The organism is Azospirillum sp. SYSU D00513, assembly GCF_017356015.1.
Lineage (GTDB): Bacteria > Pseudomonadota > Alphaproteobacteria > Azospirillales > Azospirillaceae > Azospirillum.
Map to the genome: position 1 here is coordinate 186,218 of NZ_JAFIQV010000004.1, position 23,058 is coordinate 209,275.

A 23,058-nucleotide genomic window follows, 5' to 3' on the forward strand; every position below is an offset into this window, starting at 1 on the left:
TCGATCTGTCCGGCCGCAGCAGCCACCGGGTAATCCCGTTCAGATCGCCCTTTTGCGCACCGGCGTTCGTGCTACGATGACCGGAGGCCAGTCGGCGCGGCGGGAAGGGGCGCATGGGATTTTCGGTCACCTTCTGGGGCGTGCGCGGAACCGTTCCCTGCCCGATGCGGTCGCACATGGGCTATGGGGGCAACACCGCCTGCGTCGAGGTGCGCGCCGGCGGCCAGTGCATCATTCTCGACGCGGGCACGGGAATCCGCCCGCTCGGCCAGAAGCTGCTGCGCGACGGCGTGACGCGGGCGACGCTGCTGCTGAGCCACACGCACCTCGACCACATCAGCGGCTTTCCCTTCTTCACGCCGGCCTACATCAGGGACTTCAACCTGCGCGTGATGTCCTGCCATTTCGACGGCCAGCCGACCGTGGAAACCGTGCTGACGCGCCAGATGGACCGGCCCTTCTTCCCGGTTCCCCTGTGCGACATGGGTGCCGGCATGGGCTTCATCGAAATGCCCACTGGGGGAAGCTTCTCCCTGGAGGATGGGATCCGCGTGCGCACCGCGCCGCTCAACCACCCGGACGGCTCCACGGGCTACAGGATCGAACATGCCGGCCAGTCGCTCGCCTACGTCACCGACACCGAGCATGTGCCGGGGCAGCCCGACCGCAACGTCCTGGACCTGATCGACGGCGCCGACCTCGTCATCTACGATTCGACCTACACGGAGGAAGAATGGGCGGGCCGCGTCGGCTGGGGCCATTCCACCTGGGAAGAGGGCGCGCGGCTGTGCCGGGCGGCCGGGGCCAAGCGGCTGGGGCTGTTCCACCACGAGCCCGACCATGATGACACGGTCATGGAGGGCATCGAGCGGGCGGCGCAGGCCGCCTGGCCGGACGCCTTCGCCTGCCGCGAGGGAACGACCATCACTCTGGCCTGAACCAAAACGGAGAAGGGCGGTGGAGCCCGCAGGCGCCGCCGCCCTTCCGTCCGGTCAGCCGGTCAGCCCCTGCGGGCGGACTGCGAGTAGATGTAGCTGTCGAAGGCGTTCTCGGCGAAGCGGAACCACAGGATCTCCTGCTCGCGGAAGGCCTTCCACTGCTCGTAGACCTTCTTGAAGCGCGGGTTGGTGGCCGCCAGCTCGTCGTAAAGCGCGAAGGACAGCCGCTCGCATTCCTGCATCACGTCGCGCGGGAAGGTGCGGAGCTGCGCGCCGCCGGCGACCAGCCGCTTGAGCGCCGCCGCGTTCAGCGTGTCGTACTTGGCGATCATCCAGCTGTTCGCCTCCCAGCAGGCCTGCTCCAGGATGACCTGGTAGGATTTGGGCAGCTGCTCCCAGGCGCCGATGTTGATCATCAGCGGGATCTGGCCGGTGCCCTCCCACCAGCCAGGCGAATAGTAGTATTTCGCGACCTTGTGGAAGCCGAGCTTCTCGTCGTCGTGCGGGCCGACGAACTCGGTCGCGTCGATGGTGCCGCGCTCCAGCGCCGGGTAGATGTCGCCGCCGCCGAGCTGTTGCGGCACCACGCCCAGCTTGGACATGATCTGGCCGGCCAGCCCGCCGATGCGCATCTTGATGCCGCTCAGGTCCTCGACGGACTTGATCTCCTTGCGGAACCAGCCGCCCATCTGGGCCGTGGTGTTGCCGGCGGGGATGTGGTGGATGTTGTAGCCGCGGAAGACCTCGCGCATCAGCTCCAGCCCGCCGCCGTGCATCATCCAGGCGATGTGCTGGCGGGTGTTGAGGCCGAAGGGCATCGCCGTGTCGAAGCAGAAGGTCGGGTCCTTGCCGATGTAGAAATAGGCCGTGGACTGGCCGCACTCCACCGTGCCGTTCTGCACCGCGTCCAGCACCTGGAGCGCCGGCACGATCTCGCCCGCCGCGAAGGTGCGGATCTGGAACTTGCCGTCGGTCGCCGCGGCGACGCGCTGGGCGATCAGCTCGACGCCGCCATAGATGGTGTCGAGGCTCTTGGGGTAGCTCGACGCGAGCCGCCACTTGATCTCGGGCTGGCTCTGCGCGATGGCGGGAGCGGCGACGGTGGTGGCGGCAAGGCCGGCACCGGCGGAGGTGAGGAACGCACGCCTTTTCATTGCAGCGGCCACTTCGTTCAGGTTCGTTGACAGGTCACGTCTTGGGCATCGTCATATCCGGAACACCGGCTGGTGCCAATACGAAAGATACGATCCCTCCGCAATGCGGATCCGCAACGAAGTGGCGGCTCCTGCGGGGGCCGCGTTTCCGCCCGCCTTGGAACGCCGTTCCCGCCGCCCCGATTTCGTTCCCGCAATGCTGCGATGCAGTAATCCTGATTGAGTGTTTCCCACGCGCGGAGACAATGGAAGGCCTTTCCGGCCGTCATGACTTCTGCTCGACCGCCTGATTGTTTCCCGAACAAAGTGATTAGCCGCGGATTGCTCCGGCGTCTTTTTCCTGGAGGACGAATGTCTTTGCCCCTGATCGCGCTGGCCGTGGCCTCCTTCGGCATCGGCACGACCGAATTCGTCATCATGGGACTGCTTCCCGAGGTGGCGGCCGATCTCGGGGTGAGCATCCCCAGCGCCGGCATGCTGGTGTCGGGCTACGCGCTGGGAGTCGTCGTCGGCGCGCCCATCCTGGCGATGCTGACGGCGCGGCTGCCGCGCAAGGCGGCGCTGCTGACGCTGATGGCGATGTTCGTTCTGGGCAACCTGCTCTGCGCGGTCGCCCCCTCCTACTGGCTGCTGATGGGCGCGCGCGTCCTCACGGCCTTCTGCCACGGCACCTTCTTCGGCATCGGCTCGGTCGTGGCCGCCAACCTCGTCGCACCGAACCGCCGCGCGCAGGCCGTCGCCCTGATGTTCGCCGGCCTCACCCTGGCGAACGTGCTGGGCGTTCCGCTCGGCACGGCGCTGGGGCAGGTGGCGGGCTGGCGCGCGACCTTCTGGTGCGTGGTCGCCATCGGCCTCGCGGCGCTGCTGGCCATCGCGCTGCTGGTGCCGCGCCAGCGCACCGAGCGGCCGGTCAGCCTGCTTCAGGAATGCCGCGTGCTGGGCCGCCCGCAAGTACTGCTGGCCATGGCCATCAGCGTCGTGGCGTCGGCCAGCCTGTTCAGCGTCTTCACCTACATCACCCCGATCCTGCGCGACGTGACCGGCGTGTCGCCGCAGGGCGTCACCGGCGTGCTCCTGCTGTTCGGCGTCGGCCTCACGCTCGGCAACCTGGCGGGCGGGCGGCTGGCCGACTGGAAGCTGATGCCGGCGCTGGTCGCCATCTTCGCCCTGCTGACCCTGATCGTCTCGGCCTTCTCCCTCACCAGCCAGTCGTTCGTGCCCGCCGTCGTCACGGTCTTCGTCTGGGGCGTGGCGGTCTTCGCGGTCGTGCCGCCCCTGCAGATCCGGGTGGTGAACGAGGCGAACGAGGCGCCGAACCTCGCCTCCATCCTGAACCAGGGGGCCTTCAACCTGGGCAACGCCGCCGGGGCCTGGATTGGCGGGGTGGTGATCGAGCAGGGAATGTCCTACCAGTCGATCCCGCTGGTCGGCGGCGGTCTCGCCTTCGTGGCGCTGCTGCTGACGCTCGCCTCGCGGCATCTGGAAGGCCGGACCGCTGCAACGGCGCATAGGGCCGGCGGCGGGGTGCTGAAGGACGCCGCCTGAGATACCGTGATGCCTGGGACACCGTGATGCAAGGCGGGCTGGACCGGCATAAGGGGAATCAGGCCGAACCGGCGACGGCATAGGCGCAACTGCCGCATGCCAAGCCACGGATTGCGTTGTAGACTGCGCCCCCCGCCTCGGCACGCCCGCTGAAAACCCGTCCGGCCACGTCATCCCCCACCACATGCCTCTCCGCCTTCCGCTTCTTGCCCTGATCGTGGCCGCGCTCCTGCCGGTCGTGGTGTTCGGCGGCCTCATCATCGCACGGCTGGACGCGCAGCAGCGCGACACGGTGGAGGTGACCCTGCGGCAGAGCGCCCGCACGGCGATGCAGGCCATAGACCGGCAGCTCGCCGAGCATCTTGCCCTGATGACGGCGCTTTCCGCGTCCCCCAGCCTGGACCGGGCGGACACCGGGGCCTTCCGCCTGCACGCCGACCGGGTGCTGCAGCGGGAACCCCAGTGGCTGGCGGTCCGGCTGATCGACACCTCCACCCGCGAGGTCCTGGTGGAACTGCGGTCGATCGTGGCCCAGTCGCGGCCCGCCTGGCCGGTGGAGGCGAACCGGGCCTTGGGGGCGCTGGCCGACGACACCGCCCACCAGATCGGCGGGGTGCGGTCGCTCGCCGCCTTCCCCGAACCGGTGGTGACGATCCGCGTCCCGGTGACCTACGGCGAATCGCCGCGCCATGCCGTCGAGGCGTCGATCAAGGCTTCCGCTTTCAGCGCGACGCTGGCCCACCAGCCGGTCGACGCGGAATGGACCCTCGCCGTGCTCGACCGCAACCGCTACATCGTTGGCCGGTCGCGGGCACCCGAGCAGTTCGTGAACACGCAGGCGACACCGTCGCTGACCTCGGAGATCGACCGGGCCGCGGAGAACTTCTTCTTCTCCCTGAACAAGGAGGGCGACCGGGTCTTCTCCGCCTTCTCGCAATCCGTCTTTTCCGGATGGACGGTCGCCGTCGGGGTGCCGGCGGTGGTGGTGGAAGCACCGATCCGGCGCGCGCTGCTGACGTCGCTCGGCGGCGGGGTCGGCGCCGGGCTGCTGGCCCTGGCCTTCATCGCGGCGCTGGTCCGCAACACGGCACGGCGGCAGGCGGCCGAACGGCAGCTCGAGGCCGAGCGGCGGCTCGGCGACATCGCCGCCAACTTCCCGGGCTCCATCTTCCGGCGGGCCCTGCTGCCCGACGGGACGATGGAATACCGCTATCTCGGCGGGCAGATCGAGGCGATGGTCGGGCAGCTTCCCTTCGACCTGAACACGCCGGCGGGCATGGAGCGGTTCAGCACGCTCATCCACCCCGAGGACATCGGCCTCTGGCGCGAAACCGTGATCCGTTCGGCGAAGATGCTGGAATCCTACCGGATCGAAGGCCGGCTGGTGCGAACGGACGGCAGCATCTGCTGGGTCCGCTCCGCCGCGAACGTCCACCGCGAGCCCGACGGGACCGTGATCTGGGACGGCGTCGTCCTCGACATCAACGATCAGAAGGCCGCCGAGGCCGAACGCGCCCAGCTCGCCGCCATCGTCGCCTCGGCGACGGACGCCATCTTCAGCACCGACCTGGAGGATCGCATCGTCACCTGGAACGCCGCGGCCGCCGAGATCTATGGGCTGGCTCCGGAAGAGGTGATCGGCCTGTCCACCGGCGTGCTGGTTCCGCCGGCCCTGGCGGAGGAGCGGCGGTCCCTCATCGAGCGGTCGCGCCGGGGCGAGAGCGTCCGGGAGCACGAGACCGTCCGTTTCCACAAGAACGGGACGCGGTTCGACGTCGCCTTGACCATTTCACCCATCCGGCAGAGCGACGGAACCGTGACCGGATTTTCCACGATCGTGCGCGACATCTCCGAGCGCAAACGCGCCGAGGCCGACCTGCGCCGCAGCCTCGCCGAACGCGAATCGCTGCTGCAGGAGGTGCACCACAGGGTCAAGAACAACCTCCAGGTCATCGCGGCGATGGTCCAGCTGGAGATCCCGCAGACCGAGAACCCGGAGGTCCGCGACCGCATGACGGCGATCGCGCAGCGCGTCCAGGCCATGGGCCGCGTGCACGAGCAGCTCTACACCACCGGCAACCTCGCAAGCGTCGAATTCGGCGACTATCTCCGCAGCCTTGCCGAAGGTCTTGCGGCGCTGCACGCCGGCCATCCCGTGCAGCTGGAGACGGACATCGAGGCCGGCGGCCTGTCCTGCGACCTCGATCTCGCGGTGCCGCTCGGCCTGATCGCGAACGAGCTGATCACCAACGCCTTCAAGCATGCCTTCCCGGACGGGCGGGCCGGCATCGTCCGCATCGGCCTGCGCCGCGCCGAGGACGGCCGGATGGAGATGCGGATCGAGGACAACGGGGTCGGTATGGGCGGCAGGGCTCCGGGCGGCGCGTCCGGCCGGAAGGGGATGGGCACAACACTGATCCGCGCGCTCGTCCGCCAGACCCGCGCCGAGCTGCGCTACGAATCGGAGGACGGGGCTGATCGGGGGACCAGGGCCGTCGTCAAGCTCATGCTTTCGCGCTAGAACGAGAAGAGAGCTATACCCGGTCCGATTGCTTCTATTATGTGGCGCGAGAACCACGGACTTTGGCCGAGCGACGGGGCCGAGCGACGGGGCCGAGTGAGAGGGAGACGCATTTTGGGTCTGGCGATACTGGCGACGCAGAGCATGGCGGGAAAGGGCGGTCTGGGCACCCTGGTTTCCGGGGAGCCCGGCGGAACCCTGGCCACGCGCCGTCTCCGCCTGCTGGTGGTCGAGGACGAGGCCATTCCGGCCCTGCTCATGGAGCAGACGCTGACCGCGCTCGGCTATGAGGTCTGCGACATCGCCGATTCCGAATCCAGCGCGCTCCAGGCGGTCGAGCAGCACCGTCCCGACCTGATCCTCATGGACATCCGCCTGGCCGAGGGCAGCGACGGCATCGACACGGCCACGAAGGCGCGTACCCATTACGGCGTTCCGTCGCTGTTCATGACCGCTCACAGCGACCCGGCGACCCGCGCCCGCGCCGAAAGCGCGAAGCCGCTCGGTTTCCTGCTGAAACCCTATTCCCGTGAACAGGTTCAGGAGACGCTGGCGCGCGCCGTGGAGCGCCTCGGCGAGAACTGATCCAGGCCAGCAGGACCGGCACCCGCCCTAACGAACAGCCGGCGATTCAGGAACCGAGCGCCATGAGAAGGCGGTGGGCGCAAGGTTCCGCCGCCGGGCAGGCCGTGCAACGCTCGACCTTCAGGCAATGGATGTCCCTGATCGCCTCGATCCGGTCGATCAGCCGCCGCTTGCCGTGCTCGGACACGACATCCGTGCAGCGTACCGTCGCGATGGCGTCGTCGATCTGATTCTCTTGCATCAGGACGGGTTCGGGCTTGTGGACTTCGCAAGTCCATCAAGCCCTTGCCAGGTTACAGAGTCATGTCAGCCCTGTAATCCCGCGCCACTATGATGTTTCAAAATGTGAGAGCGCGCCCCGGGTTGCCGCCCAGGGCGGGCAACACCGGCACGGGAATCAAGGTGGCGGGTGGACCGAAACGGACCGCAAGGCGCCTGCCTGCGGTGCCGCAACGGCAAGGGCAAAGGCGCCCAGCTATTCCGCCGCGGTGGTGATGCGTGCGCGCGGTGCCGGAGCCGGCGCGTCGCTGCGGTAGTCCTGAAGGCGCGTGGCCCGCAGGCCGCGCATGCCGTGGCTGTCGATCAGCCGCTGCCAGGACAGGAACTCCTCCACCGACAGCGTGTAGCGGCGGCAGGCCTCCTCGAGGCTGATGAGCCCCGAGCGCACGCCGGCCACGACCTCGGCCTTGCGCCGCATGACCCAGCGTTTGGTGTCGGGCGGCGGCAGATCGTCTTCCGTCATCATATGCCCTGCCGGGCTGATAACCGACGTACCGTTGGCACCATCATCATCAATGTCCGTCTCGCGAGGTGACATGCGCGGACGCTCCACCGTCACTTTTGCATTTCACGAATGGACGGACTGTATCGACCGTCGCTTAACAAATACCTAAACGATAGGGTTAATGGGATGGGGGTAGCAGGTCCCCCGAAATTTCGTGGCATGGCTCGCTGTTGCGCGCCCGTTCCGGCGCCTGGCCAGCCTGCGTGGTCCGCGCGGCGGGCCGTGATGTCATACCGGGTCCGGAAAATTCCGACCTCCGAACCCGGTATAGGGCCGCGGCTGCGGCCCCGCGCCCCATGGCGCGGAAGTCCTGACCACAGGTCAGGACTTGATGAAAATCGTATCAGTGGACGGTGATGATGTCGGACAGCGGAAGCTGGTTGCTGCCGACATTGAGGGTCGTTTCGCCGTCCTTGGCATAGCCGACGCCGCTCACCGTCCCGAAGGTGAAGGTCTTCGCCTTGATGATGTCGTCTTCCTTCTCGCCGCGCGGGGCGACGTTGAGGCGATAGCTGCCGGGCTGGACGGCGATGCCCTCGTCGTCCTTGAAGTCCCAGTTCACGACATGCTTGGTCCCGGCCTTCGTCTCGCCTTCCATGGAACGGACGATGCGGTCCTGGGAGTCGAGGATGTCCACGCGGACCGACTTGGCCTGCGTTTCCAGCTCGTAGCCGAGGGGGGCCTCGGTCATGCCCTGCGTGTAGTCGAACTGGTCGCCCTCGTAGGAAATGGTCCGGCCGAGATAGGCGAGGTTCGTCGAGGCCGTGCCCGCGGACTGAAGCTTCAGGAGCTTGTCGAGGCGGCTGTTGGTGCCGATGTTCTGCTCGACGTTCGCGAAGTCGACCAGCTGCTTGGTCATGTCGTTCGTGTCCATCGGCTTCAGCGGATCCTGGTTCTGCATCTGCGTGGTCAGCAGCCTCAGGAAGTTGTTGAAGTTGTCGCCAAGGCCCGTCAGCGCGACGTCGGTCTTCTTCTCGTCCTCGGTCTTGGTCCCCGTGGTGGAGGCCGTGTCCTTGGCGGCGGTGTTCTGCTTCAGCGTGCCGTACTGGTTGAGGGTGCTGTTGCTGTAATCGTTGCTGACGGTTGCCATGTCGGAAATCCTTCGGCGTGAAAATGGTGTCAGGCGCGGATGTCGACCCGGTCGGGCGCGAGCGTCACGGTGTAGGCGGCGGCCGATTCGGCGGGCTCGTCACCGCCGCCGAAGCCGCGTCCGCGCCGCCCGCCGCCGCGCCGCTCCTCGCCCTGGAAGGGATTGCCCTCGCCGCGCAGGCTGAAGTTCAGGCTGTTCGAGTCGGTCTGCAGGCCGGCGTCCTGGAGCGCGCGTTCGAGGTTGCGGCTGTCCCGCTGGAGCAGTTCGAGCGTCTGGGCCTTCTCGACCGCGACCATGGCGCTCACCCGGCCATCGGCGCCGAACTCAAGGCGGATGTCGATCTGCCCCAGTTCGACCGGGCGGAGATTGATCGTGAACTGATCGTTTCCGTCCTTGACGTTCTTCTGGGTGTGGACGGACAGCTGTTCGGGCACGCCCTGCGGCATGGCGGCGGAGCCGCGCGAGGCGCGCAGGGTCGCCGCCAGCGGCGCATCCGCCCGGTCCGCTTCACGCAGCCCGTCCAGATGGCCGATGGCTCCATGATTGTGCCCGTCCGCCGTCTCGGTCGGCTTCACCGGCGCCTCGGCGGCCTCTGCCGGCCGGAGCTGTGCCGCCTCCTTCACCAGTCCCTCGGGCGGCACGGGCGCTGCCTGCACGGGCGCACTGCCGGCGGCGAGGCCGGGCTGCTGGCCGGTGCTCCGGTCGCCGCCCTCGCCTCCCGCGTCGCCCTCCTCGGACCGGTTCCGTCCTTCCTTGCCGGCCCCCCGGTCGGACGCGGCGGCGGCCAGTTCCTTCAGGTCATCGGGAAGGGTCAGCTCGGCCCGCGCCTCGGGCGACGCTTCGGTCGGGAGCGCTTCGGCTGGAATGGCGGCTCCCTTGGCAAGCACCTGCATCAGTTCCGGATCGGCGTTTCCGCCGGCCATGCCGGCCATGCCGGCCATACCGGCCCCGGCATCGGGCTGGAGACCGGCCATCATGCCGGGCACGGTGCCCGCCGTTTCGCCCGTGAGCGCGGACGGCAGAAGGGATTCGGCTTCCGCCACGCCGTCCACCGCGCCGATGGCCTCCACCGCCGCGCGGAGGTCCTCCTCGGAAAGGCCGGTCTCGGCGGACAGGGAGGTGGAGGCCGTGGCCAGGGACAGGGCGTAGGCGCCGGCATCCGACACCAGTTCGATGGTCGTTTCCGTGACCGTCACCTCTGCCTCGATGACCACGACGTCGTCCTCACCGGACAGGGCAATCTCGCCCTCCGCCGCGTCGGCCGGGACATCGCCCTCCGCAGCCGTCTCCAGGCCGTCGGTGGCCGTGACCTCCTCGGACACCGTGCCTTCCGCCGGCGCGGGCTCCCCGGTGACCTCCTTGGAGGTTTCGCCGGTCTTCGGAGCCTGCGCCGTCTTCGCCACCCCGTCCGAGGCCTTGGCGGCCGGCTTGCCCCGGTCGGCAGCGGAGGAGGCATCGGACCGGCGCTCCGCCGCGGTCCTGGCCTCGGCGCGCGGCGAGGCTTCGTTCCTGGCATCCGTCCGGGCTGTCTCGCGCCGCTCCGTCTCGGCGCGCGGGGCTTCGCTCTTCTCCGGCGCGCGGGCTGGGAGCGCGGTCTTCTCCGTGCGCTCGGGCAAGGGCTTCGCCTTCGCCTGGGCGGACAGCCGCTGCTGTTCGAGCCTGCGCTCGGCGCTGTCGGCGAGCAGCCGGTTCATCATCGTGGCGAACAGGTCATCCTTGCCGCCCACCGCCGCCTTGGCGTTGGTCTTGCCGGTCTCGAACAGGGAGGACAGCAGGCTGTTGGGCTGGATTTCCATGGAACGATTTCCTAGGGCTGCGCTATGCCCAGAGCTAAAGCAACTCCCGGGCCAACTATCGGGGAGGGGTGCGGGAAGGTCCGATGCGTGTGTTTCCCGCGCCGCTTGCCCCCGGAGTCGGCGGCAGAATTCTCCGGAACGGAGCCGGGGCGGCAAATTTGGCCGGGTGGACGGGTCCTTCTTGCCGCGCAAAGGGAAAGGGCCGCCCTGACGGCGGCCCTGACGGTCTTCGGCCCTGATGACCAGGGGGCGGCGAGGGGAGGGGATTACAGGCGGGTGTTCAGCGTCGCCGCCGTGGCAGGCCCGGAGACGGGCGCCATGAAGCCCCGGCCGGCCGGGGCGGTCGCGTTCGGGCCGTAGCTGACGTGGGGGATGGAGCGCGCCCGGTTGACGGCGCCCACGATGGTGTCCACCAGGAGCTTCTGGGTGTCGCCGTTGACCCGCAGCGTTTCGGCGTTCTCCGCTGCGCCCTCGGCGAGCGCACGCGCGGCGTCGCGCAGGCTGCTTCTGAGGTCGGCCGGCAGGGACTTCATGCCCTCCCGATCGAGGCGGAGCAGGCGCGACACCTCCTCGTAGACCATCACCAGCTTGTGCTTCTCGCGCAGCAACGCGGCGATCTCCGCCGCCGGGCGGCGGGCGCGCACGGCGGCGCTCTCCCGCTTCATGTGCGCGGCGAGACGGCGCATCAGCTCGGCCAGCGCCGCGGCGCGCTCCTCGGCGTTGCCGGGCAGCTTGGCCGGGGCGCTCTTGGGGGCCGCCTTGGGAAAGCGGACGTCAACCTTGTCCATGACTTGCCTCCTTGGATGCCTTTGGGGGTCCGCGCGGCGGCGGGGTGGGCTCGGCTCGGTTCGGCGGGCTTGGGCGGGGCGGGGCGGCCCCGGCGTCAGGCCCCTTCCTGGGCGCGCAGCAGTTCGCGGTAGACCTGGTCGGCGATGCCGAATCCGCCGCGCTTCGTGATCTGGGCGGAATATTCGTTGGTGAGCATGGAGCGGAACATCTCCTCGCCCTGGCCGCCGCCGAAGGTCTCGTCCACCCCGATCCCCTCGAACATGTGCCCGACCATCTGGGCGGCGAACATGGTCTCGAACTCCTGGGCCTTGTTCCAGATCTGGGCGCGCTTGGCGGGGTCGAGCTTGCCCCCCTCTTGCGCCACCGGCGGCGTGGCCGGCATCGCCTGGGCCGCGCGGTCCGCCGGCTTCGGCCGGAAGGATTCCGTCAGCGTCCGGGAGGGAAGGGTCACGTCCATCAGATCACCTCGATTTCGGCTTGCAGGGCGCCGGCGGCCTTGATCGATTGCAGGATCGCGATCATGTCGCGCGGCCCCACCCCGAGCGCATTCAAGGATTGTACCAACTCCTGGAGCGTCACCCCCGACGACATGACCGTCAGGCGCCGGTCCTCCTGCGCGTCCACCTCGATGTTGGTGCGCGGCACGACCACGGTCTCGCCCTCGCTGAAGGGGCCGGGCTGGCTGACCTGCGGGGTTTCGGTGACGCGAATCGTCAGGTTGCCCTGGGCGATGGCGACGGTGGAGATGCGGACGTTCTCGCCCATGACGATGACGCCGGACTTCTCGTCCACCACAACGCGGGCCACCTGGTCGGGGGTGACGCGCAGCTGCTCGATCTCCGTCACCAGCCCGACCACGTCGCCGCGCCGGGGCTCCGGCACGGTCACCAGGACCGAGGAGGGGTCGGTTGCCTGGGCGAGGTTGCGGCGGAGCTGCGTGTTGATGGCGGCCGCGACGCGCTGCGCCGTCGTGAAGTCGGGGTTGCGGAGCGACAGGCGCAGGACCGGAAGCTCGGCCAGCGAGAACTGGATCTCGCGCTCGACGATGGCGCCCGACGAGATGCGGCCCGAGGTCGGCACGCCGCGCGTGACGCTGGCGCCCTGGCCCTGCGCCGAGAATCCGGACACGGCGATCGGCCCCTGGCCGACCGCGTAGACCTCGCCGTCGGCGCCCATCAGCGGCGTGACCAGCAACGTGCCGCCAAGCAGGCTCTTGGCGTCGCCCATCGCCGAGACCTGGATGTCGATGCGGGTGCCCTGCGCCGCGTAGGGCGGCAGGGTCGCGGTCACCATCACCGCCGCCACGTTCTTCGTGCGCATGTTGGTGCCGCGGGTGTTGACGCCCATGCGCTCCAGCATGCCGGTGAGGCTCTGCTCGGTGAAAGGGGAGTTGTTCAGGCTGTCGCCCGTGCCGTTCAGGCCGACCACGAGGCCATAGCCGATCAGCAGGTTGTCCCGAACCCCTTCCACGTCGGCGATGTCCTTGATCCGCGCGCTGGAGGCCACAGCCGGCACGGACGCCGCCAGGAGGACGGCCATCAGGACGGCAGCCAGGGCGGTCAGGGCCCGAAGGGGGCCGAAAAGGGTGCTGAGGCAGGCGATGGTCGGCATGATACGGGCTCCTCGACGGACGCCGGCCTTCATGCGAAGCCCGTGCCAACTCCGGCCCCTAAGCAGAAGGGGCAGTAAATCCGCCCGGCATCCCCGGCCGATGCTCGTCGCCACTCGGACGAGGCCGGCCTTAAGTCCGCAAAATCCCCTTCTTTTCTGCCCATTCCGGTCACGGCCAGGGCGGCAGTTTTTACCTCATTGCGGCAAAGCTTGACCGGATGTTAAGATAATCCTGCCTATGGTTGGCGCTTCCCCCCGTAACCGGTTGCACGGCACATGAAAGTCCAAGGACCCGGAAACATTCGCGGCAACGGCTCGGTCCGACGGACCGGCAAGGCCGAGGGCACGTCCGGCGGCGGCTTCGCGAAGCAGATCGGCGGCGAGGTGAGCAGCGCCCAGGGTGTCAGCGCGTCGGCCCCGCTCAGCGCCATCAGCAGCGTGCTGGCCTTGCAGGAGGTCGACGACGCCGCGGCCCGCGCCTCGCGCGGCAAGATGCGGGCGCAAGAAATGCTCGACAAGTTGGACGAGATACGGCATGGCCTGTTGGCCGGCGCCTTGCCGCGGCAAAAGCTGATGGACCTCGCGCAGGTCGTTCAGTCGCGCCGTGTGCATGTGGACGACCCGCACCTCGCCCAGATCCTGGACGAGATCGACCTGCGCGCCCAGGTGGAGCTGGCGAAGCTCACCTCCTGACGGCGACATCGGAGGCGGTCTCACGGAAGTCACGGACTTCCGCTTCTCCAAGAGCTTGTCCGGCGGGGTGCGATCGGACCGCGAGGTTGCGGTGGCGGTCGCGTGTACATATACTCCGCGCCGCCCGGACCACCCTTTGCACTTGGATGCTTTCGGATGTCGTCGCCGCTGCTGCCTCAGAACTACAAGCCGTCGGAAGACGAGCAGTTCATGAATCCCGTCATGCGGGAGTATTTCCGCCAGAAGCTGCTTCGCTGGCGCGCGGAATTGTTGGCCGAGTCCAACGAGACCTTGAACAGCCTTCAGGAAGGCGGCATTCAGGAACCGGACATCGCGGACCGTGCCTCGGCCGAAACCGACCGTGCCCTGGAACTGCGGACCCGCGACCGCGAGCGCAAGCTGATCTCCAAGATCGACTCGGCGCTGGAGCGGCTGATGGACGGCAGCTATGGCTACTGCGAGGAGACGGGCGAGCCCATCTCCGTGCGCCGCCTGGACGCCCGTCCCATCGCGACGCTCAGCCTGGAAGCCCAGGAGCGCCACGAGCGGATGGAACGCACGCAGCGCGACGACTGATCGCATCACCGGCCGGGGTTGGGCGTCCACCGGTCGTGAGGCCGGCGCCTTCCCTGACCCCATTCTCCGGCCGGGAGCCGCGTCCCGCCGCTCAGCCCTCCTCATACAGTTCCAGCGGAAGCCCGTCGGGATCGGCGAAGAAGGTGAAGCGCCGCCCGGTGTAGGGATCGATGCGCACCGGTTCGACCGGGACGCCGGCGCCGCTCAGCCTTGCCACGGCCGAGTCGAGATCGGTCACACGGAACGCCAGATGGCGCAGCCCGCAGGCCTCCGGCCGCGACGGGCGTGGTGGCGGATCCGGGAACGAGAACAGCTCGATCCGAACGCCTCCCGGCTCCTCCCCGGACACGAGGTCCAGCTTGAAGGAGCGCCGCTCCTCGCGGTACGCCTCGGCCAGTACGCGGAATCCCAGCTTGTCCACATAGAAGGATTTCGACCGCTCGTAATCGGAAACGATGATGGCGACATGGTGGATGGCGTCGAACATGCGGGTCCTTTTCGAATGGAAGGGGGCTGTGTCGTGTGGATGCCGGTTCCGTTGCTTTCGCACGGCCGGCAGCGCGGCGCCAGCCCAACCCGGCCAAAAGGGTGTCAGCCAGCTCGGGCCGCAGCCTGCAGGATCGCCTTCACGGCCTCCTCCGTCCGTTCTCCCGGCAGGATCAGGTCGCAGAAGGGGCGCGTGGCCTCCACCAGCGCCGCATGGGCCGGCAGGGTGAAGCGCCGCCAGTGCGCCAGCACGAAGGCCTCGGACACGCCGCGCTCGGCGACGTCGCGCCGCAGGCGCCGGCTCAATCTCAGCTCCTCTCCGGCCTCCAGATAGACGCGGAGGTCGCAGCGGGCGCGCAGCCGCGCATCGGTCAGGATCAGGATGCCTTCCACGATGACGGTGCCAGCGGGCCGGATCTCCCGGATTTCCGGATCCGTGCTGCCATGGCGGTAGCGGGAGAGAGTGACCGGCCTGCCGGCGAGCAGCGCGTCCAGGTCGCCCAGCATCCGGTCTCCGTCGAAGGCGGCGGGGCTGTCGAAATCATGATCCCACGCCGACACATCGTCGGGCAGGGGCCTGTAATAATCGTCCTGGGTGAGCACCTCGCAGTTGCCGAGGCGTCCCGCGACCCGCTCCGCCACGGTGGACTTGCCGGCCCCGCTGCCGCCGGTGATGGCGACGACGTAAGGTCTGGAAGCGGGTTTGGCCGCCATGCTCTCTCTCCACATCCCGTGGGGAGCATTCTAGGCGGGGCCTTCTCCGCTTGCCAGCGGAGGAAAAAGCCGGGGCGCCGGACGCGCCCCGGAGAAATGGCCCGGAAAGGCCGGCCTGATAAAAGCGTTCGTATCAGGCGGTCCGGATGTTGGCGATGAACCTCTCCACCTCCTGGCGGAGCAGGTCGGATTCCCTGGACAGGCCACCGGCCGCACCCAGCACCTGGCTGGCGGCCGAGCCGGTTTCGGCGGCGGCCTGGTTCACGCTGGCGATGTTGGTGGACACCTCCTGGGTGCCGCGCGCGGCCTGCTGGACGTTGCTGGAGATGTCGCGGGTGGCGGCACCCTGCTGCTCGACCGCCGCGGCGATGGCGCCGGCGATCTCGTTCATGCGGGTGATGGTCTCCTCAATGCCCTCCACGGCCTGCCGCGCGCCGCCGGTCGCCTGCTGGATCTCCTGCACCTTGGCCTGGATCTCCTCGGTCGCCTTGGCGGTCTGGCCGGCGAGGCTCTTCACCTCCGTCGCGACCACGGCGAAGCCCTTGCCGGCGTCGCCGGCCCGCGCCGCTTCGATGGTCGCGTTCAGCGCCAGAAGGTTGGTCTGGCTGGCGATGGAATTGATCAGCCCGATCACGTCGCCGATCTGCTGGGCGGCGTCGACCAGCCCCTTGATCGTGTCGGCGGTCTGCTGCGTCTGGTGCACGGCCTCGCCCGCGATCCGGGTGGAATTGGACACCTGACGGCCGATCTCCTGGATGGAGGCGGACAGTTCCTCGGTGGCGGTCGCCACCGTCTGCACGTTGCTGCTGGCCTGGTCGGACGCCGACGCCACGGCCATGGCCCGGCGGCTCGCCTCCTCCGCCGTGCCGGACATCGCGGTCGCGGCGCCCTGCATCTGGGTGGCAGCCGAGGCCACCGTCTCCACCACGCCCTTCACGCTGGACTCGAACTCGTCCGCCAGCTTCAGCATCGCCTGCCGGCGTTCACGCTCGCTGCGGGCCTTCAGCTCCTCCTGCTCGGCCTTCAGCGTCTGCTGGACGACGGTGGCGGCCTTGAAGGCTTCCGCCGCCTGGGCGAGGTCGCCGATCTCGTCCTTGCGGGCCGTGCCCTCCACCTGGACCGAGGTGTCGCCGGCGGCCAGGCGCCGCATGACGGCGATCACGTTGCGGATGCCCGAGGTGATGGAGCGCACCACGAGGGTGGCGAGCGCGATTGACAGCAGAAGGCCGGCCGCGGTGACCGCGACGATGGTCGTGAAGAGTCCCTCGTAGCCGGCCTCGGCGGCCTCGTAGCTTCGCTTGGCGTTGGTCACCTGCAGGTCCATCAGCTTGTCCAGCAGGTCCATGGCGGTGGCGAAATGCTTGGTCGCGACCGTGCGCAGATTGTTCCGGGCACCCTCCATGTCGCCGCTCTTGGCGAAGGCGATGGTCTTGTCCCGGCTCGTCTCGTAGTTCGCCAGTTCATTGGAGAAGCGCACCGCGAGCGCGCGCTCCTCGTTCCCGAGTTGGGTGGCCATGTAGCGGTCGAGCGCCGCGTGGAGCTGTCCGGTGTACTTCACGACGTCGGCGGCGTTGGTCTCGACGACCTGCTGGTTCTCGGCGCCCGCGATGGCGACCGCCCGGGTGCGCGCGTGGTGCAGGCTGTTCTGGACGCTGCCGAGCGAGGCCAGAGCGACCGTGCGGTTCTCGTACACGTACCGCATGCTGTCGTTGGCGGATTTTGCTCCATGCAGGCCGAGCACGCTTGCGGCGATGGCCACGACGGCGAGAACGGTCACCAGAAGGATCAGGCGGCTTCCGATTTTCAGGTTCGACAACATGCGGCTAACTCTTTCTTGCTTCGGCGGCCCCCCATCAGGGGGGTGTCTGGCCTTCTATACGGAGGCTCTCCGAATTCGGATCGAGCGCAGGCGCAACTTTATCGCGATTTTCGCAGGGAGACGGTTAACATTAGTTCACGTATTGCGTGAGTATGCAGGGGCGTGGAGCCGGCACGCGCGGTGGGGCCATTGCTTAGGAAAGGGTGGTGATCAGATTCCGACGGAGCGGATCGCCCTGAACAGGCTCTCCACCTGGAAGGGCTTGCTCAGCACCACGGTGCGGCCTGGTTCCTCGCGGGGAAGGCTTTCGCTGTAACCGGTCATCACGACCACGGGCAGATCGGGGCGGCGCTGCCGGAGCAGGCGGATCAGCTCATGCCCGCCCAGCACGGGCATGCGCATGTCGGTCAGCAGCATGTCGGCGGCGTCCCTGGCTTCGGCCTCCAGCGCTTCCTTGCCGTTGCGCGCCACCGTGATGCGGAAGCCATGGCTTTCCAGCATGGAGGCCAGCGCGATGGCGACGAGATCCTCATCCTCGGCGATGATGATGTGGGGAAGCTCTGCCATCGTGATGTCTGAAATTCGCTTGGCTTCGGGGATACTCTTCGCACACTAACATCACGCGGGCCTTCTCCGTGCAAGAACTTAAGGCGCAACCGGTGGCAACCGGAAAATCGATTCCCGCCTCTCCTGGCCACTTGGACAATTGCGGAACCCCGGTGTTCGGAGCATGCTGCCTTGCCATAGCGCATGAGGTGCCTACCATGTTCATGGTCAGCGAGGACGAGACCGCCGCGATCCAGGCGGCTTACCGGGAACGTGGCGAATGGGCCGCCGTCATGGAATTGAGGCGGCGCTTTCCGGGGATTATCGACAATGCGGCGGCGCAACGCTGGGTGCGGGTCATCGCCGGCTGGCGTCCCGCGGCCCTGCAGCGCTGCGAGCCATGAGCGCGCGGTGCTTCGCCCGCCGGTGAGGGCAGGGTCATCCGGCGGAGAAGGCCAAAGACCTGCGGCATCGAATCCGCCACTCTTTCCTTGGCCCCTCCCACAGTCCTGAACCCCGGTCCGGTGAGCCCGCCGCGAAACCTCGTTCAGCCGAGTTTCTGGACCGTGCCGTCGAGGGACATGAGCAGCAGTTCCACCTCGAGGTCGGCGTGGCGCTCCCGGATCCGGTTGGCGAGCGCGGCCAGAATCTCGCCGTGCACGGCCGCTTCCTTGATCGGATCGTCCTTGAGATCCGTGCCGAGGAACACCCTGTAGGCACCGCAATCGCGGTGATCCATCAGGATGATCTTCCGGATCTGGTGGAGTTGCTTGGCGACCGCCACATGGTCCCAGAAGGTGTCGTTCCAGGCCGCCTTCTTCTCGGTCATCGCCCCGAGGCTGGCGCCCGCGAGGATCACGTGGTCGTAGTTGTTGGTCAGCCCGCGCTGGTCCATGTAGCGCGTGACGTCGTCCACGAGCCGGTAGTCCATGCAGCTCAGCAGCAGGGCTTCCACCGCGCCCGCGGCCCGGGCGTCCCGCCCCGGCGCCGTCCCCAGCAGCGCCGCTCCGCCGCCGACCGCGGCAAGCTTCAGGATGTCGCGGCGGCTCCTCGGCGCCGTGGTTCCATGGCAGAGGCAGCCCTTTCCGTGCGCATCCATGTTCTATTCTCCCCGCAAAGATTTACTCCGAGCAGAGGGTAGACCAAGAAACGATCCGTTCGCGACCGGCATTTCACGATGCGGAAGCTGTCATTGTGACAATGGTCGTCCGGGATGATCTTCGAGAAGTTCTTTCCATCGGGGAATATGACGGCACATCAACTGGAATTGCATTTCGTGAACAAGACGCCGGCGGGTGGCTGGCCAAGGCTTGTGGCCGCGGACGGCCTCCGGTAGGGCAGCCTCGCCGGGTTGCGCGTCCGAGGCGACAGAATGCCCGGATTGTGCAATCTTTCCCTTCCGATCGACTTAACCCGACCGACTTAACCAGATCGAAGTGTCGGGGCCATCGATGAGCGGCGAGCAGGAGCGGCGGGAACATGTTCGGAAATCATCCCCACGGGCGCATCCACAGCATGACGGAGGTCACCGTGAGGGGGCCGTTCGCCCGCCTCGGCAACTCCCTGCTCGGCGCGCTCTTCGGCGTCCTGCTGTTCCTGGGCAGCCTCGGCCTGCTCTTCTGGAACGAGGGGCGGGATTTCGATGCGATGACCGCCCTGAACGCCGGTGCGGAGTCGGTGGTTTCCATCAGCCCGGACAGCGTCGATCCCGCCAACGAGGGGCGTCTCGTCCACCTGTCGGGACCGGTGGCGGTTCCGGGACCGCTGCAAGACCCCGTCTTCCGCGTCACCGCCACCGAGGCGATCCGGCTCGATCGCAGGGTGGAGATGTACCAGTGGCAGGAAGAGCGGGAGACCAGGACCGAGACCACCGCCGACGGTGAGGAGATCGAGGAGACCACCTACCATTACTTCACGGACTGGTCCGAACAGCCCATCGATTCGACCGCCTTCCGATGGGAGGAGGGCCACGTCAACCCCACCACGCCCTATCGGAGCGCGACCCTCGACGCGCGGGGCTCCAGGGTCGGAGCCTTCGCCATGGAACCGGGACTGCTTTCGCAGATCGGCGATTTCCTGCCGATGCCGCCCGACCTCGCGGCACCCGTGCCGGAGGGGTTCCATTGGGCCGGCGAGCGGCTTCACAGCGGCGCGCCCGACCAGCCGCGGGTGGGCGACCTGCGCGTGACCTTCCACGTCGTGCCGGCGCAGACCATCAGCGTCGCCGCCGCCCAGTCCGGCGATTGGCTGACGGCCTTCACCGGTGAACGCGGCTATCCGATCAACCTCGTCGAGACCGGCGTCCACAGCGCCGATGCCATGTTCGCGCGCGCCAGAACGGACGAGCGGAACCAGACCTGGATGCTGCGCGCTCTCGGCTTCGGCATGATGCTGCTGGGGCTCCTCATGCTGGGAAGCCCCGTCCTGTGGCTTGGGAGCGTCAGTTCCGGATCGGAGGGTGCGGTCGCGGGGATATGGCTGTGGCTCGCGCTGTGTGTTTCGGTTCCCCTGACCATCCTCACCATAGCGGTCGCGTGGCTGGTTCACCGTCCGCTGGCCGGCGCCGGCCTGATCGCCGCGGGCGTGCTGCTGGCCTTGGCGTTCCGGTGGCTGCTGTCCGGCCGGGGAGTGGGCGGACCGGCGGTCTCCGGCGCCCGTCCGTGAGAACTCTTGAGAAACGAAATCCTTTATTAACGAAAAGGCCGCCGTTTTCGGCCTTTTCCTTTCCCGGTGATGTTTTTCTTTGCAGCCTAAGGCTGTTCGGAAAGATCGATTTTTGGAACCACGGAAGATTGCATTTGACTCTAATGGATTGCTCATTCGAAATAGGTTGTGTGGCGTATATCCTTTTGGGGGTCTTTTCCATGTTTTCCAAGTTCGTGAAGGGTGCCGTGGCTTCCGCGGCTCTTGCTCTTGTCATGACCCAGTCCCCGGCCTTCGCTGGCCAGCAGGATTTCGAGGTCGTCAACAAGACCGGCTATCCGATCAAGCACGTCTATGTTTCCGAAGCGAACAACAACAGCTGGGAAGAGGACGTTCTCGGCCGTGACATGCTGAACAACAACGAATCCTTCGAGCTGGTCTTCGACAACGGCGAGAATGTCTGCAAGTGGGACATGAAGGTCGTCTATGACGATGGCGACGAGGCGGTCTGGCAGGCCCTGAACCTGTGCCAGATCTCCAAGCTCACCCTGCGCTGGAACAGGAACACCGGCGTCACCACCGCCGCCGTCGAGTAACGGCCGGCTTCGGGCACCCGCACCGGGCCGGTCCCGCTCACGGGCGGGTCCGGTGCGGCGATCCTCCCCCAAACGGCGCGGCACGCATGGGCGCCCGCCGCCGTTCCGGAAAAGGGACGGGGATGCTTTCATCGCTTTTCCACGGGATCTCCGGCTCCAGGCTTCTGCTGGCCGCCGCAGCGTTCCTGACCGCCCTGGCGGGCAGTCCCGCCGCGTTGCGGGCGGATCCGTATAGGACGCTTCTCGACCGCTTCCTGGCGGAAGAGGAACTGCCGGGCGGCGTGCTGCTCGTGTCCGGTCCCGGAACGCGCAGCGTCGCCGCCGCGGGCGTCGCCGACCGCCGCACGCGCGCGCCGGTGACGCCGGGAACCCGGTTCTACGTCGCCTCGGTCGGCAAGATGGCCGTCGCCGCGGCGGTTCTGCAGATGGTCGAGGAGGGCAAGCTGGCGCTGGACGCGCCCGTCGCGGCGCTGGCCTCCGGCATTCCGGGTATCGGGCGTCTCGCGAACGCGCGCTCGGCGCGGCTGTCGCAGCTTCTCGACCACAGTTCGGGCATACCCGATTACCTGACCGACGGCTTCACGGAAACCAGCCGGGGCGACCCGCGCCGCCGCTGGACCCCTGCCGACGCGCTGTCCTTCGCGCTGGGCGAACCCGCGACCGGAAAGCCGGGAGCGGCCTATGAATACTGCAACAGCAACTTCGTCCTGCTCGGCCACATCGCCGAGGCGGCCGATGGCGCGCCGCTGGAGGAGGTTCTCCGGCGGCGCGTCTTCGCGCGGGCCGGCATGGACGGCAGCACCGTCGGCGCCCGGCCCGACGATCCGCGCCTCGCCCATGGCTACGCGGACATCGAGGACAGCGGCAGGGAGAAGGACGTCAGCCTGCTGTCCTGGAACAGCCCGCTGGGTGACGGACCGCTGGTCACGACCGCCGAGGATCTGGAGCGTTTTCTGTTCGCGCTGTTCCGCGATGGCCGCCTGCTCGGGCAGCAGGGGCTGCGCCGGATGAGCGCGCCGTCGGCGCTGGAGCCGGGATACGGCATGGGGCTGGAACTCGGGAAGGACCGCTGGGGGCGCTGGGCCGGCCACACCGGCAGCTACGACGGGTTCGAGGCCGAGGCCCGCTATTACCCGGACCGCCGGACCGCCATCGTCTTCCTGACCAACGGGAATCAGGCGTCGGATTCGTCGATCCTCGACCGGGCGGCGGCGACCCTGTTCGGCAAGCGTTGAGGCCCGTCAGCGCCCGCCCAGCCCGTCCACCATGGCCTGCGCCCGGCGCAGGAGGTCGGGGTAGGCGGGCTGTGCCTCGACCCGATCGGCGAAGCAGCGGCGGAAAGCCGCGTCGCCGTCCTCTTCGGCTTTGAAGGCCTTGTCGAGAAGCGCCTCGTCCCGCTGCTTGGAGGCCCGGTACGCCTCATGGAAGCCCTCCGCCTTCACCTCGGCGCGCCGCCAGACCTCCTGGCAGGCCGGAATCGGTTCGATGGCCGCCTCGGCGGGCAGGCTGGCGACGAAGACTCGGCCGTCCTTCACCAGCGCCAGGACGAGGAGGTCGGGCAGGACCGGCCCGATGTCCTGCCGGGCCATCGCCAGCATGGCGAAGGCGGACCCGCCGGGGAGGGTCACCGGGATCTCGCCGAACGCCGCGATCTGGGCACCGGTGCTGATCGCCTGGCTGTAGAACGCCTCCGACCGGAGGGCGGCGGGGATGTCCTGCGGCGGGTTGGCGGCATCCGGCCACCAATCCTGGTGCTCCTTCAGCCAGGCTTTCAGAAGCTCCTCGGTGGTCGCGACCACGGCGGCACCGGTGCGGGCCGAATCGTGGAACAGGCCGTCCAGCCGGCCGTAGCCCAGCTCCTTCAGCAGGGTCTCCAGATTGATCCGGCCCTCCGCCGGGAAGCCATCCAGCCGCAGGGGACCGATCATCGCCCTGAGCCGGCCTTCCAGCTCGGCCAGCGCGCGTTCCTCCTGAGCCGCCACGCTTTCGAGGCCGTTGGCCTCCGCGCCCTGGTTGATCGCCTCGACATGGCGGTCGCGCGCCGCGAGGTAGCCCTCGAGCGGGGTGGCCGCCTGCGCGCCCGCCGCCCCGAGGAAAGCCGCCAGCAGGCCGGGAACGAGAGCTTTCAGCACCGGTGGTTTCCTTTCAGGCTGAGAAATCGGGCCATGACGC

General features: G+C 68.1%; 24 protein-coding genes. 10 read left to right on the forward strand and 14 right to left on the reverse strand.

Annotated elements, in window-relative coordinates:
- Positions 1-113 precede the first annotated feature (113 nt).
- Complete coding sequence (locus JUB11_RS04990) at positions 114-938, forward strand: MBL fold metallo-hydrolase (RefSeq protein WP_207456699.1); 825 nt, start codon at positions 114-116, stop codon at positions 936-938.
- Between the two features lie 62 nt (positions 939-1,000).
- Here JUB11_RS04990 and JUB11_RS04995 read toward each other — a convergent pair whose 3' ends face one another.
- Positions 1,001-2,092 carry a TRAP transporter substrate-binding protein gene (locus JUB11_RS04995; RefSeq protein ID WP_207456712.1) on the reverse strand — a complete coding sequence of 364 codons (1,092 nt, stop codon included), beginning with the start codon at positions 2,090-2,092 and terminating at the stop codon, positions 1,001-1,003.
- Between the two features lie 351 nt (positions 2,093-2,443).
- On the opposite strand from JUB11_RS04995, the gene JUB11_RS05000 reads away from it, so the two are divergent.
- The 3 genes from JUB11_RS05000 (at position 2,444) to JUB11_RS05010 (ending at position 6,743) form a co-directional block, all read left to right on the forward strand.
- On the forward strand, positions 2,444-3,637 hold the full coding sequence (locus JUB11_RS05000) for an MFS transporter (protein ID WP_207456717.1): 1,194 nt from the start codon (positions 2,444-2,446) through the stop codon (positions 3,635-3,637).
- 184 nt (positions 3,638-3,821) lie between these two features.
- A complete protein-coding gene (locus tag JUB11_RS05005) occupies positions 3,822-6,158 on the forward strand; it encodes a PAS domain S-box protein (protein ID WP_207456719.1) in 2,337 nt (778 codons plus the stop codon).
- A 114-nt stretch (positions 6,159-6,272) separates the two neighbouring features.
- Positions 6,273-6,743: a response regulator gene (locus tag JUB11_RS05010; RefSeq protein WP_207456721.1), complete on the forward strand. Its 471-nt coding sequence runs from the start codon at positions 6,273-6,275 to the stop codon at positions 6,741-6,743.
- 46 nt (positions 6,744-6,789) lie between these two features.
- Here JUB11_RS05010 and JUB11_RS05015 read toward each other — a convergent pair whose 3' ends face one another.
- The 7 genes from JUB11_RS05015 to JUB11_RS05045 form a co-directional block, all read right to left on the reverse strand.
- A complete protein-coding gene (locus JUB11_RS05015; RefSeq protein ID WP_207456723.1) occupies positions 6,790-6,984 on the reverse strand; it encodes a hypothetical protein in 195 nt (64 codons plus the stop codon).
- 234 nt (positions 6,985-7,218) lie between these two features.
- Positions 7,219-7,560 carry a DUF1153 domain-containing protein gene (locus JUB11_RS05020; protein WP_207456725.1) on the reverse strand — a complete coding sequence of 114 codons (342 nt, stop codon included), beginning with the start codon at positions 7,558-7,560 and terminating at the stop codon, positions 7,219-7,221.
- Positions 7,561-7,870: 310 nt separating this feature from the next.
- Entirely contained in the window at positions 7,871-8,617 is a 747-nt protein-coding gene (locus JUB11_RS05025) for a flagellar hook capping FlgD N-terminal domain-containing protein (protein WP_207456727.1), read from the reverse strand.
- 29 nt (positions 8,618-8,646) lie between these two features.
- A complete protein-coding gene (locus tag JUB11_RS05030) occupies positions 8,647-10,413 on the reverse strand; it encodes a flagellar hook-length control protein FliK (protein WP_207456730.1) in 1,767 nt (588 codons plus the stop codon).
- 266 nt (positions 10,414-10,679) lie between these two features.
- The gene (locus JUB11_RS05035) at positions 10,680-11,201 is read right to left on the reverse strand and encodes a flagellar basal-body protein (RefSeq protein WP_207456732.1); all 522 of its coding nucleotides are present in this window, start codon (positions 11,199-11,201) and stop codon (positions 10,680-10,682) included.
- A gap of 95 nt (positions 11,202-11,296) precedes the next feature.
- Complete coding sequence (locus tag JUB11_RS05040; protein ID WP_247886848.1) at positions 11,297-11,659, reverse strand: rod-binding protein; 363 nt, start codon at positions 11,657-11,659, stop codon at positions 11,297-11,299.
- Positions 11,659-12,813, reverse strand: coding sequence for a flagellar basal body P-ring protein FlgI (locus tag JUB11_RS05045; protein WP_207456735.1), 1,155 nt, complete (start codon positions 12,811-12,813; stop codon positions 11,659-11,661). Before JUB11_RS05045 ends, JUB11_RS05040 begins: the two co-directional genes overlap by 1 nt.
- A gap of 276 nt (positions 12,814-13,089) precedes the next feature.
- Between JUB11_RS05045 and JUB11_RS05050 the strand changes: the two genes are divergently transcribed.
- On the forward strand, positions 13,090-13,506 hold the full coding sequence (locus JUB11_RS05050) for a flagellar assembly protein FliX (protein ID WP_207456737.1): 417 nt from the start codon (positions 13,090-13,092) through the stop codon (positions 13,504-13,506).
- A gap of 156 nt (positions 13,507-13,662) precedes the next feature.
- Complete coding sequence (gene dksA, locus JUB11_RS05055) at positions 13,663-14,082, forward strand: RNA polymerase-binding protein DksA (protein WP_207456746.1); 420 nt, start codon at positions 13,663-13,665, stop codon at positions 14,080-14,082.
- A gap of 91 nt (positions 14,083-14,173) precedes the next feature.
- Here the strand turns inward: dksA and JUB11_RS05060 are convergent, their stop codons facing one another.
- The 4 genes from JUB11_RS05060 to JUB11_RS05075 all read right to left on the reverse strand — a co-directional run bounded on the left by JUB11_RS05060 (position 14,174) and on the right by JUB11_RS05075 (position 17,668).
- Positions 14,174-14,569: a VOC family protein gene (locus JUB11_RS05060; protein WP_207456749.1), complete on the reverse strand. Its 396-nt coding sequence runs from the start codon at positions 14,567-14,569 to the stop codon at positions 14,174-14,176.
- Positions 14,570-14,673: 104 nt separating this feature from the next.
- Positions 14,674-15,282, reverse strand: a complete 609-nt coding sequence (locus tag JUB11_RS05065; protein ID WP_207456751.1) for an AAA family ATPase — start codon at positions 15,280-15,282, stop codon at positions 14,674-14,676.
- Between the two features lie 133 nt (positions 15,283-15,415).
- Positions 15,416-17,101, reverse strand: coding sequence for an MCP four helix bundle domain-containing protein (locus tag JUB11_RS05070; RefSeq protein WP_247886849.1), 1,686 nt, complete (start codon positions 17,099-17,101; stop codon positions 15,416-15,418).
- A gap of 210 nt (positions 17,102-17,311) precedes the next feature.
- Positions 17,312-17,668, reverse strand: coding sequence for a response regulator (locus tag JUB11_RS05075; protein WP_207456753.1), 357 nt, complete (start codon positions 17,666-17,668; stop codon positions 17,312-17,314).
- 197 nt (positions 17,669-17,865) lie between these two features.
- On the opposite strand from JUB11_RS05075, the gene JUB11_RS05080 reads away from it, so the two are divergent.
- A complete protein-coding gene (locus JUB11_RS05080; protein WP_207456755.1) occupies positions 17,866-18,051 on the forward strand; it encodes a hypothetical protein in 186 nt (61 codons plus the stop codon).
- 143 nt (positions 18,052-18,194) lie between these two features.
- On the opposite strand, the gene JUB11_RS05085 is transcribed toward JUB11_RS05080, so the two are convergent.
- Positions 18,195-18,746 (reverse strand): carbonic anhydrase, encoded by a 552-nt coding sequence (locus tag JUB11_RS05085; protein ID WP_207456757.1) that lies wholly within the window; start codon positions 18,744-18,746, stop codon positions 18,195-18,197.
- Positions 18,747-19,126: 380 nt separating this feature from the next.
- Here JUB11_RS05085 and JUB11_RS05090 point away from each other — a divergent pair, with 380 nt between their 5' ends.
- The 3 genes from JUB11_RS05090 (at position 19,127) to JUB11_RS05100 (ending at position 22,121) form a co-directional block, all read left to right on the forward strand.
- A complete protein-coding gene (locus JUB11_RS05090; RefSeq protein ID WP_207456761.1) occupies positions 19,127-20,311 on the forward strand; it encodes a TMEM43 family protein in 1,185 nt (394 codons plus the stop codon).
- Positions 20,312-20,511: 200 nt separating this feature from the next.
- Complete coding sequence (locus tag JUB11_RS05095) at positions 20,512-20,886, forward strand: hypothetical protein (protein WP_207456765.1); 375 nt, start codon at positions 20,512-20,514, stop codon at positions 20,884-20,886.
- 122 nt (positions 20,887-21,008) lie between these two features.
- The gene (locus JUB11_RS05100; protein WP_207456767.1) at positions 21,009-22,121 is read left to right on the forward strand and encodes a serine hydrolase domain-containing protein; all 1,113 of its coding nucleotides are present in this window, start codon (positions 21,009-21,011) and stop codon (positions 22,119-22,121) included.
- Positions 22,122-22,127: 6 nt separating this feature from the next.
- Here JUB11_RS05100 and JUB11_RS05105 read toward each other — a convergent pair whose 3' ends face one another.
- Positions 22,128-23,018, reverse strand: a complete 891-nt coding sequence (locus tag JUB11_RS05105) for a hypothetical protein (protein ID WP_207456769.1) — start codon at positions 23,016-23,018, stop codon at positions 22,128-22,130.
- Positions 23,019-23,058 lie beyond the last annotated feature (40 nt).